This is a genomic window from Algibacter agarivorans (assembly GCF_039543245.1).
Classification (GTDB): domain Bacteria; phylum Bacteroidota; class Bacteroidia; order Flavobacteriales; family Flavobacteriaceae; genus Algibacter_G; species Algibacter_G agarivorans.
Genome location: NZ_BAABJJ010000014.1, coordinates 186,935 through 201,740, shown reverse-complemented (window position 1 = coordinate 201,740; position 14,806 = coordinate 186,935). Strand labels below are relative to the sequence as shown.

Genomic DNA, 14,806 nt, shown 5'->3' with positions numbered 1-14,806 from the left:
TTTTAATATTAAGTATGCTACTCTATGCTACTTTGCAAATATATACTTTTTTTTCACAAAAACAATAAATATGCAAAAATACGTGTGGACTTTTATGAATTATTTTTAAAATAGCCTATTTTACTGCTATAATGACTTTCTTTGAATAAGCTGTGAGGGAATTATTTTTCGGACAGGTTCTTTTAATTTTATGTAATTAGCAGATTCTTTAGCCATTTTTTTAAAGTCGATAGAAATAGTTGTAATGCCTCCAAATATGATTTCTTTAATGGCATTATCGTTATGGGCCAATAAACCTATATCTTTTCCTATGATATAATTTTTAGGTTTACTATCTTTCAGAACTTCCCATAAATCACTATCATTAATAAAAAAGTATAGCCTGTCTTTTTTTATACTGCCCGTTTTATATTGGGCTTCTACTTTTGCGTTGATATTGAATTCTTTAATAAATTTATTAAAGGCATTTAATATACCAATTGGATAATCAGAATCGTTTTTAAAGAATAAAACGAATTGCTTGTATTTATTTATTTCTGGAAGCAATTTTTTTAATTGCTCGTAAGTTGAGCTTTCAAATTCTTGGGTTATATATGAGTAATCTTTTGGTAGAGGAATATGCCTATCGACAACCAACAATTTTTCAGAAGGGATTTTTTTTAATAATACACTAACTTCGGGAGTTTGTATTGGAGCTATAACATACATACCATATCTGCCAGAGATTCTAGTAAGAATATCTTTAAATATATCTAAATTATTGTGATGAAAAAATACGTTAATAATGTACTTTTTACCTAGTTCTTCTCTAAACGTATTATAGAAATCTTCTTGGAAAGTATGAAAAGCATAAAGCACAAGAGCAACTCTTAGCTTTGTTTTGGTATTAACATCTGCAATATAATAGCCCTTAAAGTTTTTAGATTCTACTAAACCTCTGCCTTTTAAATCTTCATAGGCTTTAACAATAGTTTTACGAGCAAACCCAACTTCAGCTACCATTTTATTTATTGAAGGTAAACGATCTCCTTTTTTTAATTCTTTAGATTCAATTTTGCTAATTATTGCATTCACTAACTGTTCGTGTTTAGTTAGCGGCTTAATTTGTTTTAAATCATTTATTTTTTCAAATAAAAATTTCATAATTTAATATTTCTGGGGCTTTATAATTAACTCGTATATTTTTGTCTTGAATCAAAAGTAAATAAAAGATTGAAGAATCGATAGTTTTTCAAGATTTTAAGCTAAAAACAGATCTAACTCCTGTGTTTAGCTAAATCTGTATGTATATTATATAAGGGTTTATAATCTGCTAATGGTCCATCCTATTAATTATACAAAAAAAAGCCTCACATTGCTGTAAGGCTTTACAATTTCTAAAAGTGGTCCCACATGGACTCGAACCATGGACCACCTGATTATGAGTCAGGTGCTCTAACCAACTGAGCTATAGGACCGAAATTGGAGTGCAATATTACTACTTATTTTAATTGTTAGCAAGAAAATTATTCCTTTATACCAAATGAATTTTGAAATGATTGATAGTAAATTCGAATTGTATTTTCTTTAGATAAAATAGAAAATATAAGCATAGCCTTAGTTATGCTTTTATTTTATATTGAAATATCAGGGAAATAGAAACGAATTTAATCGATTATTTTAATGTTTATTTGGTATGTCTTGGCATAACTCAATTAAAACGCCATTTGAAGATTTTGGATGTAAAAAAGCCACTAACTTATTGTCTGCACCACATTTTGGTGTTTCATTTAAAACTTTAAAACCCTCTTTTTTAAGACGCTTTATTTCTGCTTCAATATCATCTACATCAAAAGCTATATGATGAATGCCTTCGCCTTTTTTTTCTAAAAACTTAGCAATCGGGCTATCCTCTTTTGTGGCTTCTAATAATTCTATTTTATTACCGCCTACTTTAAAAAAAGAGGTGTTAACACCTTCGCTTTTAACTTCTTCTGTTTTATAATGGGGTTCTCCAAAAAGCTTAGAAAACAACTCATTAGAGTCCTTAAGGTTTTTTACCGCAATACCAATATGTTCAATTTTATTCATTGGAAATTATATTTTTTCATTTCCTCGAATCCCGATAGCTATCGGGAGGAAATCTTTTCAAATTAACTCAATTTCCATATCAAAATACGAAAATAGCACGCTAAAAGTAACATAATCTTTAAATATCCGTTATTTTTGCATCCTAAACCTTTAATAGGTATTTACAAATGAGTGATATAGAGGAAAGTCAAAGACAAAAAAAAATAGGAACTGTTTTACAACAAGATTTAGTTGAAGTCCTTCAAGGTGCTGCCACACAAGGCGGTATGCGTGGTGTTTTAATATCGGTTTCTAAAGTAAAAGTAACTGTAGATTTAGGTGTTGCTAAGGTCTATTTGAGTATTTTCCCTAATGATAAAGCTAAAGAACTTCTTGAGGGTATAAAATCCAACACGCCATTAATTCGTCATGAATTGGCACAACGTACCAAACACCAATTAAGACGTATGCCTAATTTAGAGTTTTTTATAGACGATTCTTTAGAGTATATAGACCAAATTGAAAAATCTCTAAAAGGAAAAGAAAACCCTATTAAAGACCCTACCATTTTAGATAAAAGAAAAAAATCTTAGATTGAGCTTCCCTCTCTATATAGCAAAACGTTATTTACGCTCTAAAAGCACTAATAATGCTATTAATTTTATAACATATATTGCTATTATTGGTGTTATTTTGGGAGCAGCATCGTTGTTCATCGTGCTTTCTGGTTTTGCGGGTTTAAAAGATTTTACACTTCTGTTTTCAAGCGAAATAGACCCCGATTTAAAGGCTGAAACCGCTACAGGAAAATCATTTTTTCTAACAGAAAATGATATTAACAAGCTCAATGATTTAGATGATATTGCCACCTATTCAAAGGTTATAGAAGAACGTATTATCATTTCTTCTGAAGACAAAAATACTTTGGCAACCATAAAAGGTGTCGACGAACATTTTCAAAGCGTGGTTAATATAGATTCCGTTATAGATTATGGCAGTTGGCTTGACCAAAAATCAAATCAGATAGTAGCAGGTTGGGGCATTTCAAATAACCTGTCATTTGGCGTTTTAGATTACACGAAAGCTATAAAAATCTATGTCCCAAAACCCGGAAAAGGACAAATAACATCTACAAAAAATGCCTTTAATACGGTTAATGCCGTAAACGTAGGTGTATTTTTTATTAACGAAAAACTAAACGATACGTATGTTTTTGCGCCTATAGATTTAGCAAAAAACCTTTTAAATTATAAAGACAACCAAGTATCGTCCATAGAGTTTAGGCTTAAAAAAGATGTTGATGAAGATTTAGCAAAAGCAAATATACAAGCCATTTTAGGCGATAAAGTCATTCTAAAAAACAGAGAGCAATTAAATGATGCGCTTTACAAAATGCTAAACACCGAAAATTTAGCCGTTTACTTAATTTTCACACTCGTTTTAATCATTGCATTTTTTAATGTTATTGGCTCGTTAATTATGATGATACTCGATAAAAAACAAAGCTTAAGCACGCTTTTTAACATGGGAGCCACCGTAAAAGATATTCGAAAAATTTTCTTTTTTCAAGGCAGTTTAATGAGTGTTATAGGCGGACTTATTGGTTTAGGCGTAGCACTAATAATAACCATACTTCAAAAAGCGTTTAATTTGGTTATGATAACCCCATCACTCGCCTACCCAGTAGCCATAAGGCTTGAAAACTTTTTTATTGTGTTTTTAACCATTTCCGTTTTAGGGGTTATGGCTTCAAAAATAGCATCGGTCCGGATTACAAAAAAATTGGTTCAAGGGTTTTAAAATTTGGGCGATCCCGAAGAAAATTCGGGACAGGCTTTCCGCTATATCTTTCTTGTGCTGAACTTGTTTCAGTATCTCATCAAGTTTTTTCTGTATATCTTAAAATCAGTTTCTACACCAAACTTATCATTTAGCACAAAAAAGGATGCCGCTGCAATCCTTCTCGCGGGATTATCCGCTAACTTAGTTTTTCAAAAAAAAACCAAGTTTATTTGCTCTAATCATCACTCTAAAAAAAATTATAAATGTACACTAAAATATAAATGCTACTTGAAATTTCGACACAGTCGGAATCAACGGTTTTCAGAAATAATGAGCTCTAAGCATTGTTATAATGCTCTATCTAGGATTGAAACTCTAAAGCTTTTAAAAAATCGAAACTAAAAATGCATTAGCAAATGGTGCGCAGCAATTTCCTAATAAATCGTTTTGATTTTTTGTTTTTTGTATTTAGTCAAAATGTCTACTAGACATTCTTAAGACTAAATAGTGCATCAAGGCAAAATGAAAAGAGGAAAATTTTAATTAAAGGTATTTGGAGATACATACCCAATTTCACCTTAAAACAAGCTCAATAAAAACACCCCTAAGGGCTTCCCTCGGTAATTTCTAAACAAAAAATATTTGTTTCTCATTAACCTCAAGGGGACAACCCAAACCAAGAAACATCACGTATAAAAAACCTACTCCGTAAACTGATGTCCAGCAAAGTTTTCAAGAACTTCATCGAAAGCAGCAAAAACATCTTTAGAATGGTCTGAAGTTACCATTTTCATGCGGTATTCCTTAAAATGCGGAATCCCTTTAAAGTAGTTGGTATAATGGCGTCGGGTTTCAAAAACACCAAGAATTTCACCTTTCCAATCAATGGCCATTTGTAAATGCCGGCGTGCGGCTTCCACACGTTCTTCCAAAGAAATAGGAGCTAAATGCTCGCCAGTTTCAAAAAAGTGTTTTACTTGTTTAAAAAACCATGGGTTTCCAATAGATGCGCGACCAATCATGGCACCATCTAATCCGTAATCATCTCGCATTTCCATAGCACGTTCAGGGCTGGTTATATCGCCATTTCCAAAAACGGGAATATGCATTCTTGGGTTGTTTTTTACTTGTGCAATAGGTTTCCAATCGGCATCGCCTTTATACATTTGCGCTCTAGTACGCCCATGAATAGCTATGGCTTTACAGCCTACATCTTGCAGGCGCTCGGCAACCTCAACAATTCTTATAGAATCATGGTCCCAACCTAAACGGGTTTTTACGGTAATAGGAATGTTGGTGCGTTTAACCATTTCGGCAGTAAGTTTTTCCATCAAGCAAACATCTTTTAAGATGCCTGCACCTGCGCCTTTACTCACTACTTTTTTTACGGGGCAACCAAAATTAATATCGATAATATCTGGTTTAGAAGCCGAAACAATATCTATGGTTTGCAGCATACTATCTAAATTAGCTCCAAATATTTGTATGCCCACAGGGCGTTCTTTTTCATAAATATCAAGTTTCATAACGCTTTTTGCGGCGTTACGAATTAAGCCTTCGCTAGATACAAACTCGGTATAAACCACATCGGCACCTTGCTCCTTGCATAACGCACGAAACGGTGGGTCGCTAACATCTTCCATAGGCGCTAAAAGCAATGGAAAGTCAGGAAGTTCTATGTTGTCTATTTTTACCAAGTGTTTTAATTTGGTCGCAAAATTAATCTTTTTTCCTTAAAGACCTGTGAAATTAGATACTGAAACAAGTTCTGCACAAGAAACCTGACAGGTCTAATCGTAAACCTCATCTAAATCAACTATCTTTGCCAAATCTTTTTTATGAAGATTGTTGACTATGAAGAACATCAGAAATTTTTGCATTATTGCACATATAGATCACGGTAAAAGTACGCTTGCAGACCGTTTGTTAGACGCTACAGGATCCGTAACCGCTAGAGAACAACAAGCCCAATTACTGGATAGTATGGACTTGGAGCGCGAACGTGGTATTACCATCAAGTCGCACGCCATTCAAATGGACTATGAATATGAGGGCGAAAAATATATTCTAAATTTAATTGATACACCAGGCCACGTAGATTTTTCTTATGAAGTATCGCGTTCTATAGCTGCTTGCGAAGGCGCTTTATTAATTGTTGATGCCGCACAAAGCATTCAAGCGCAAACTATTTCTAATTTATATTTGGCTTTAGAAAATGATTTGGAAATTATTCCTATTCTTAATAAAGTCGATTTACCAAGTGCAAATCCAGAGGAAGTAACCGATGATATTGTAGATTTATTAGGCTGCGACCCTGAAGAAGTTATTCACGCTAGTGGGAAAACAGGTTTTGGTGTCGATAATATTTTAAAAGCTATAATAGAGCGTGTTCCTGCGCCAAAAGGGGATCCAAATGCACCTTTGCAAGCTTTAATTTTTGATTCGGTCTACAACACCTTTAGAGGGATTGAAACTTATTTTAGAGTCTTTAATGGCGAAATTAAAAAAGGTCAAAAAATTAAATTTGTTGCTACAGATAAAGAATATTACGCCGATGAAGTTGGTACCTTAAAACTAACACAAGTAGCTAAACAAAGTGTAAAAACAGGTGATGTTGGTTATTTAATCACTGGTATTAAAACCGCTAAAGAAGTAAAAGTAGGTGATACCATTACAGATTTCGACAACCCAACCACAAATATTGTTGAAGGTTTTGAAGATGTAAAACCCATGGTTTTTGCAGGTATTTACCCTGTTGATACAGAAGATTACGAAGAACTCCGTAACTCCATGGAAAAATTACAACTTAACGACGCATCATTGGTATTTGTTCCAGAAAGTTCTGCTGCCTTAGGTTTTGGTTTCCGTTGTGGATTCTTAGGGATGCTGCACATGGAAATTATTCAAGAACGTTTAGAACGTGAGTTTGATATGACGGTTATCACAACTGTTCCCAATGTATCATACCACGCCTACACCAATAAAAATCCAGACGAAGCTTTTATTGTAAACAACCCTTCCGATTTACCAGAACCTTCCACCGTAAATCGCGTTGAAGAGCCTTATATTAAAGCTACTATAATTACCAAAGCAGATTTTGTTGGTAACGTGATGTCGCTTTGTATTGAAAAACGAGGTATTATTACCAATCAAACCTATTTAACTACTGAGCGTGTTGAGTTAACTTTTGAAATGCCTTTAGCAGAAATTGTTTTCGATTTTTACGATCGTTTAAAAACAGTCTCAAAAGGTTATGCTTCATTTGATTATTCGCCAATTGGTATGAAACAATCCAAATTGGTGCGTTTAGACATATTATTAAATGCACAAACCGTTGATGCACTTTCTGCCTTAATTCACGCTGATAATGCACATCATATAGGTAAAAAGATGTGTGAAAAATTAAAAGAATTGATTCCGCGTCAGCAATTTGATATTCCAATTCAAGCTGCTATTGGCGCTAAAATTATTTCTCGCGAAACCATAAAAGCACTTCGTAAAGACGTAACGGCAAAATGTTATGGTGGCGATATTTCACGAAAGCGTAAACTTCTTGAAAAACAGAAAAAAGGTAAAAAACGTATGCGTCAAGTAGGTAATGTAGAAATACCTCAGCAAGCGTTTATGGCGGTTTTAAAGTTGAATGATTAAAAAAAGCCATCTAATAATTATTAGATGGCTTTTTTTATTATCATAATACTTTCTAGTCACAAGTACCTAAAAGCTCAATACCTGAAATAAACTGTGCAAATGTAGCACCATCTAAATCTTCTATTTCTTCTTGACCATTTGTAGTAATAGTAACTGTTCCGTCTTGGTTATTACAATATTCTTGAGTAACACTAAATATTTCACAAGTTTTACATTCGCTTGACGAAGCATCTTTACTATCATCACTACTGCAAGAACTAAGAGCCAATACTCCAGTTAAAAAAGCATTTATGGTTAATTTTTTCATAAGGTTGGTTGGTTATAAAATTAGGCTCAAATAAAGGGATTTTAGCTTCAAGAAGCTAATTTTCAGTATCTTATTATTAATATTACTAATAATTTATAGTGTTTTTAGGTCTTACTTCATGTAGGTTACTAACATGAAAAGCCAACCAAAAAAATTCTCATCTGCAATGACCATCAAATTGTTATTGATGGTTTACTTTCTATATTTAAAAACCAATCCGATTATACTGTTATAGGTTAGTTACTAATAGCGAAAATGTTTTATCTACCGTAAAACTGAACCATCAAGATGTATTACAAGTGGACTTAAATCTTCCCTTTTTAACGATTTCATTTTCTCTACGCACCAAAAAACTAATAGTACCTACTAGGTGTTACTGTTAAAATTGATTATCTGATTTAAAATAAAACACTGCTTTTGTAAGCTTTTTTTATAGATAATCTCATTTATTCGGAAAAACACCTTTTTTTCAATAAAAATAAATTAACGTCAAAATTGTTAATAATTATTTTGTATGTTTATAACTTAGTAACCGTTACAAATGGTTAAACTATTAACAAGTCCTTAATTATACTGTGTTTAACTAATACTAGATTAATTTTACTTGCAAATTCAAGCGAATAATTGTTATTAACAATTTAAAGGTTTACATATAATGCTTTGCCTGATTTTCAATAACATACATCGTAAATAATGATTACAGATTTTTAATTAGTATCTTTTTTAAATTTCTTTTTTTGACTTAATAATTAATTTTTTTTGACATTTTTATATGAAAGCACTTTTTTACACTAGAGAATTTCCGCCATATGTTTATGGTGGAGCAGGAGTTCATGTTGAATATTTAGCTGGCGAATTAGCCAAACTAATGGAAATGGACGTAAGGTGCTTTGGTGATCAAGACGATAAGTCAGGCAGCCTAACCGTAAAAGGCTATCCTTTTGACAATCCTGTTTTTGATGGTGCCGATGATAAATTAAAATCGGTTTTTAAAACACTAAGTACCTGTCTTCAAATGAATACCGAACCTATTGATGCTGATGTAGTGCACTGTCACACATGGTACGCGCATTTTGCGGGTATTATTGCAAAGTTATGTTACGGAACCCCTTTAGTTATAACCACACACTCCCTAGAGCCTTTAAGACCATGGAAAAGAGAGCAACTAGGTAGAGGTTATGATGCTTCTTCTTGGGTGGAAAAAACAGCTATAGAAATGGCTGATGCCCTAATTGCTGTTTCAGAAGAAACTAAAGAAGATGTTATAAAGCATTTTAACGTTGATGAAAACAAAATACATGTAATATATAACGGGATTAACCTTCAACAATACATAACAACTTCTGAAACATCTACACTAGATGAATATGGCATAGATAAAACCAAACCCTATGTACTTTTTGTTGGTAGAATTACAAGGCAAAAAGGTATTATTCATTTAGTAAATGCTATAAAATATATTGACTCAGACACGCAAATAGTACTTTGTGCAGGAGCTCCCGACACACCAGAGATTGGCAAAGAAATGGAAGACGCTGTTAACGAAGTAAAGAAAACTAGAGATAACGTGATTTGGATTGACAAGATGGTTACTAAAGAAGAAATCATTCAATTATATTCACATGCTCATGTGTTTTGCTGTCCATCAATTTATGAACCCTTCGGAATTATCAATATTGAAGCTATGGCATGTGATACTGCTGTTGTAGCAAGTGCTGTTGGTGGCATAAAAGAAGTGGTCGTGCACGGAGAAACGGGTCTTTTAATTCCTTTAGAACAACAAAAAGAAGCCCCTTTTGAACCTATTGACCCTGATAAATTTTCTAGAGATTTAGCCGATGGTGTTAATAAGGTCATTAACGATAAAGCCTTAAGAGAAACTATGGCGAAAAATGGCAGAAAGCGCGTAGAGGACTATTTTGATTGGATTGCCATTGCCAAACAGGTTGAAGAATTATATAAATCTTTGATTTAAAAACTATAAACTACTGAAGCACAAGTCTTCTCTTATAAAACTATATTCTATAACATACATAAACTAGCTACACATGATAAACAACAAAGTATTAGCCATAATATTAGGCGGCGGTCAAGGTTCAAGATTATATCCATTAACCGAATCAAGATCTAAACCAGCAGTTCCTATTGCTGGCAAGTATAGATTGGTAGATATTCCTATCTCAAATTGTATCAATTCAGACATTAAACGGATGTTTGTATTAACTCAATTTAATTCAGCATCGTTAAACAAACATATAAAAAACACCTATCATTTCAGTTTTTTTAGTAGTGCTTTTGTTGATGTATTAGCTGCTGAACAAACGCCACATAATAAAACTTGGTTTCAAGGCACTGCTGATGCCGTACGCCAAAGTATGCACCATTTTCTTCAGCATGAATTTGATTATTTCTTAATACTTTCTGGAGATCAACTGTATCAAATGGATTATGATAAGATGATTGCAGCCCATATTAAAGCTAAGGCTAAAATATCTATAGCAACTATACCTGTTAATGCTAAAGATGCAACAGAATTTGGGATTTTAAAATCGGATGATAAAAATGTTGTCACTTCATTTATTGAAAAACCAGACGCCAGTTTATTACCAGATTGGACCTCTGAGGTAAGTGACGATATGAAAGGTCAAGGTAGAGATTACCTAGCATCAATGGGTATATATATTTTTAACAGAGACTTGTTAACCCAGTTAATGGAAAACCCAGACACTAATGATTTTGGTAAAGAAATCATTCCTCAAGCTATAGACGAACATAAAACGTTAAGCTACCAATATGAAGGCTATTGGACAGATATAGGAAATATAGATTCATTCTTTGAAGCAAATATTGGACTAACGGCAGATATCCCTCAATTCGATTTATACGATAAGAAAAAACGTATTTATACACATGCTCGTATGCTACCCACTACTAAATTAGCGGGAACTATGTTAGAAAAAGCGGTCATTGCCGAAGGTTGTATTATTAGTGCTGCTAAAATTGAGCAATCTGTTATTGGTATTCGTTCGAGAATTGGAGACGAATCTACCGTTATAAATACCTATATGATGGGTTCTGATAGATATGAAACCTTAGAGCAAATAGAAAGTAAAAAAATAGAAACGCTTATGGGTATAGGTGAACGCTGTTTTATAAAAAATGCAATTATTGATAAAAACTGCCGCATAGGAGATGATGTTAGAATTAATGGTGGAAAACACCTAGAGGATAAAGAAACCGACACCTATTTTATAAAAGAAGGCATTGTAGTTGTCAAAAAAGGAGCGACCATTCCTAAAGGATACGTTATTTAAAAAAAAGAATCTCGCAATCCTGATAAGCCCTGAAAACTATCGGGGTGGAAGACAAACTAAAAAATTTATTTTCTTATGCCAATTTAGCTATATAATATAGCTAAATTGGCAATATATAACTAACTAATATGCAAGACCAAAAAAGAGTTGTTATTGATTATGTCTCGCCTAGTGTTAATTGTGGCGACTTTTATATTAAACGTGTAGTAAACGAGATTGTCAATGTAGGCGCGCATATAATGGCCGACGGACATGATGTTCTAGGTGCATCTGTATTATACAAACACGAAAAAAGCAAAAAATGGAATGAAATTAGAATGGGTTTGCTGTCAAATGATGAGTGGCAAGCATCTTTTTCCGTTGAAAAGCAAGGCTTTTATAGTTATAAAGTACAAGCATGGGTAGATTACGCACTAAATTGGAGATATGGTTTAATCAGAAAAATTAATGATGGCCAGCACGTTGTTTCAGAATTACTTGAAGGCGTTCAGTTTATTGAAGCCATTTTAGATAAAGTTAATGTTGAGGATAAAATTTATTTAGAACACCTACATCGTATTTTTCAAAATGAAAACGATTATGGCGAAGCTATTACCGAAGCAAGTACAGACAGGTTATACCAAATATTTTATGCTAATCCTATAAAAATCCTTGATAATTCTTCTAAAGAATATCAAGTATATGTGGATAGAAAAAAAGCACGATTCAGTACTTGGTACGAATTTTTCCCGCGTTCAGCATCAGAACACGAAGGGGTACATGGCACATTTAAAGATTGCGAACGTTTGCTTCCTAGAGTAAAAAACATGGGGTTTGATGTGGTATACTTACCTCCTATTCATCCTATTGGTGAAGTTAATAGAAAAGGTAAAAACAACACGACCGAAGCCAAAGAAGGCGATGTGGGTTCTACTTGGGGTGTTGGTTCTCAATATGGCGGACATAAAGATATTCATCCACAGTTAGGTTCGCTTGATGATTTTAAATCTTTAATTCAAAAAGCAAAAGAAAATAACCTTGAAATTGCCATGGATTATGCGTTACAAGCGGCTCCAGACCATCCTTGGGTAAAAGACCACCCAAAATGGTTTAAATGGCGACCAGACGGTACGGTACAATACGCTGAAAATCCACCTAAAAAATATCAAGACATCCTTCCTATATATTGGGAAAGTGAAGACTATAAAGCCCTTTGGCATGAATGCTTAGATATTTTAATGCATTGGATAGATTGTGGTATTAACATTTTTAGAGTAGACAACCCACACACCAAACCATTTTATTTTTGGAATTGGATTATTTCTGAAGTTAAAGCAAAACATCCTGATGTTATCTTTTTAGCAGAAGCGTTTACCGCACCTAAAGTTATGCAACAACTTGCAAAACAAGGGTATACACAATCTTACACCTATTTTACTTGGCGTGAAAGCAAGCACGAGATTATTGAATATGTTGAGGAATTAACAACTAGTGAGCTAAGTGAATATATGCAGCCTAATTTCTGGCCAAATACACCAGATATTAATCCATACCATTTACAAGGGGCTAACGAATCCAAACACATTCAAAGGTATGCCTTGGCAGCAACATTAAGTTCTAGTATTGGTATTTATGGACCTGTTTTTGAATACATGCTTTCAAATTCACTCCTTGGAAAAGAGGAATATCTAAATTCAGAAAAATTCCAAATCACCCATTATGATTGGGAAATTCAAAACAAGCTGATTAACGTTATTGCAAAAATAAATTATATAAGGCACAATAATCCAGCACTTCAACAAACCAATAATATTAAATTCTGCCACATAGGAAACGATAATTTGTTGGCTTTTTATAAATGGAATGACGACAGAACAAATCAAATATTTGTTATTATTAGTTTAGATCATCACAATTCTCAGCAAGGAACAGTACAAGTTCCATTGCACGATATAGGTGTACATCATGGCCATAATCTAGAAATGCACGATTTAATAACAGATAGTCGTTACAATTGGAATAGCGAATGGTGCTACGTGGAATTACATCCTACGATGCCATTTCATATCTTCAAGATTAATAAGTAATCTATGGTTAACCAAACTTCAATAGCATCGGTTAAACCACTTTTCAAGTCTGAAGATTCTTGGGAAGTATTGCTAGATAATGAAGCGTTTGTAAAAACCTTCTTGTCCGATGTATTAGAAGCCTATATTATTAAACAACGTTGGTACGGTGGTAAATCAAGTCAATTAAAATATATAGAACTTGCTGAATATTTTAAAATTCAACAACATGGCGAAATTTATTTTGGACTTATTTTAGAAGTAAATTTTGTTGAAGCTTTTTATCAGCATTATTTTTTACCCATTGCTTTTGTAACAGATAAAAATTTCGCTCAAAACGATAGAATTCTTCCTATTAGTATTAAAAACCAAGAAGGTTATATTATAGATGCTATTAACTTAGAGTCTTTCAGAAGACTAGTTTTTGAACGTATTGCAACCGCAGAACCAAAAGACACTACAAAAGTTCAATACCATAAAAGTCATTTATTTGAAAATAAATCCTATGAATCGTCTCGTTTTATGGGCTTAGAACAAAGTAATACCTCTTTAGTTTACAACGAAAAGTATGTATTAAAGTTTTTTAGACGGATTTTTGCCAATAAGAATCCTGACTATGAAATGAGTCGTTTTTTATCAGAGAAAAAGGAATTTAAAAACACCCCTGCCTATTTAGGGAGCATCAATTTAGTGGACTCTGAAAACAACAATATTACCATTGGTTTAATGCAGGAAATGATTCCTAATGAAGGTGATGCTTGGGATTATATGCTAAAAGAATTACATAAAGTATTTTCAAATTTAGAATATAAAAACATCAGCATTGATGCGCTTCCAAATACCGAGTTATATCAACGTTTAACTATAGAAGATATTCCTCCTCAAATTATAGATTGGGTAGGCTTAAACTTATTTAATCAAGTTAAAACATTGGCTAAACGTACTGCAGAAATGCATATTGCTTTAGGTTCAGAATTTGAAGAAACTGCTTTTACACCAGCACATTACAATGGCGATTATACGGTTTGGTTAAAAAACAAAATGTTGTATCAGTTTCAAAACAGACTAAATATTATTGAAAACAGTTTAGATAAACTAGAAGGCTTGGCTTTAACCTTAGCGAAAGAATTTCTTGATAAGAAAAACAGTATAAGAAAACGTTTTGTAGATTTTGATTGGACCAAATTAAAAGGCGAACGTATCCGCATTCATGGCGACTATCATTTAGGTCAAATTTTAGTACAAGACAACGATTTCTACATTATAGATTTTGAAGGCGAACCAGAAAGCACCATTAGAGATAGAAAAGTAAAGCAACCCCCTTTAAAAGATGTGGCTGGTTTATTTAGGTCATTTCACTATGCTATTTATGCCACGGTTTTCAACAATAGCAAAAAACATTATATAGCAACGGAAGACGACTTATTTAAAGCTTCAGAGATTTTATATAGGTACATCACCGGTTTGTTTTTAGGAACCTATGTTACCGAAACACAAAACGCAAATTTAAATTTAGGATATAACCAAGAGCGCATTTTCATACTTAAATATTGCCTGCTTGAAAAAGCAGTATATGAATTGGGTTACGAACTCAATTCTCGTCCAGAATGGGCAGTCATTCCCTTAAAAGGAATATCTAATATTATAAATCATTAATT

11 protein-coding genes and 1 tRNA gene are annotated in these 14,806 nt (G+C 33.1%); 7 read left to right on the top strand and 5 right to left on the bottom strand.

Features of this window, described 5'->3' with window-relative positions; all coding sequences use genetic code 11:
• Positions 1-126: 126 nt before the first annotated feature.
• From ABD935_RS07315 to mce, 3 genes are all read right to left on the bottom strand, one after another.
• On the bottom strand, positions 127-1,143 hold the full coding sequence (locus tag ABD935_RS07315) for a GntR family transcriptional regulator (protein WP_345191111.1): 1,017 nt from the start codon (positions 1,141-1,143) through the stop codon (positions 127-129).
• 240 nt (positions 1,144-1,383) lie between these two features.
• A tRNA-Ile gene (locus tag ABD935_RS07310) sits at positions 1,384-1,457 on the bottom strand.
• Between the two features lie 202 nt (positions 1,458-1,659).
• On the bottom strand, positions 1,660-2,070 hold the full coding sequence (gene mce / locus ABD935_RS07305; RefSeq protein ID WP_345191110.1) for a methylmalonyl-CoA epimerase: 411 nt from the start codon (positions 2,068-2,070) through the stop codon (positions 1,660-1,662).
• A 167-nt stretch (positions 2,071-2,237) separates the two neighbouring features.
• Between mce and rbfA the strand changes: the two genes are divergently transcribed.
• Positions 2,238-2,642 (top strand): 30S ribosome-binding factor RbfA, encoded by a 405-nt coding sequence (rbfA, locus tag ABD935_RS07300; RefSeq protein WP_345191108.1) that lies wholly within the window; start codon positions 2,238-2,240, stop codon positions 2,640-2,642.
• A 1-nt stretch (position 2,643) separates the two neighbouring features.
• Complete coding sequence (locus ABD935_RS07295; RefSeq protein WP_345191107.1) at positions 2,644-3,849, top strand: ABC transporter permease; 1,206 nt, start codon at positions 2,644-2,646, stop codon at positions 3,847-3,849.
• Positions 3,850-4,532: 683 nt separating this feature from the next.
• Here ABD935_RS07295 and dusB read toward each other — a convergent pair.
• Entirely contained in the window at positions 4,533-5,528 is a 996-nt protein-coding gene (dusB, locus tag ABD935_RS07290) for a tRNA dihydrouridine synthase DusB (RefSeq protein WP_345191105.1), read from the bottom strand.
• A gap of 157 nt (positions 5,529-5,685) precedes the next feature.
• On the opposite strand from dusB, the gene lepA reads away from it, so the two are divergent.
• The gene (gene lepA, locus ABD935_RS07285; RefSeq protein WP_345191104.1) at positions 5,686-7,482 is read left to right on the top strand and encodes a translation elongation factor 4; all 1,797 of its coding nucleotides are present in this window, start codon (positions 5,686-5,688) and stop codon (positions 7,480-7,482) included.
• A gap of 52 nt (positions 7,483-7,534) precedes the next feature.
• Here lepA and ABD935_RS07280 read toward each other — a convergent pair whose 3' ends face one another.
• Positions 7,535-7,789: a hypothetical protein gene (locus ABD935_RS07280; protein ID WP_345191102.1), complete on the bottom strand. Its 255-nt coding sequence runs from the start codon at positions 7,787-7,789 to the stop codon at positions 7,535-7,537.
• Positions 7,790-8,561: 772 nt separating this feature from the next.
• On the opposite strand from ABD935_RS07280, the gene glgA reads away from it, so the two are divergent.
• From glgA to ABD935_RS07260, 4 genes are all read left to right on the top strand, one after another.
• On the top strand, positions 8,562-9,764 hold the full coding sequence (gene glgA, locus ABD935_RS07275) for a glycogen synthase (protein WP_345191101.1): 1,203 nt from the start codon (positions 8,562-8,564) through the stop codon (positions 9,762-9,764).
• 73 nt (positions 9,765-9,837) lie between these two features.
• Positions 9,838-11,103: a glucose-1-phosphate adenylyltransferase gene (locus ABD935_RS07270; RefSeq protein ID WP_345191099.1), complete on the top strand. Its 1,266-nt coding sequence runs from the start codon at positions 9,838-9,840 to the stop codon at positions 11,101-11,103.
• A 128-nt stretch (positions 11,104-11,231) separates the two neighbouring features.
• Positions 11,232-13,169 (top strand): alpha-1,4-glucan--maltose-1-phosphate maltosyltransferase, encoded by a 1,938-nt coding sequence (locus tag ABD935_RS07265; protein WP_345191098.1) that lies wholly within the window; start codon positions 11,232-11,234, stop codon positions 13,167-13,169.
• Positions 13,170-13,172: 3 nt separating this feature from the next.
• Positions 13,173-14,804 carry a trehalose synthase gene (locus ABD935_RS07260; protein ID WP_345191097.1) on the top strand — a complete coding sequence of 544 codons (1,632 nt, stop codon included), beginning with the start codon at positions 13,173-13,175 and terminating at the stop codon, positions 14,802-14,804.
• Positions 14,805-14,806: the final 2 nt, after the last annotated feature.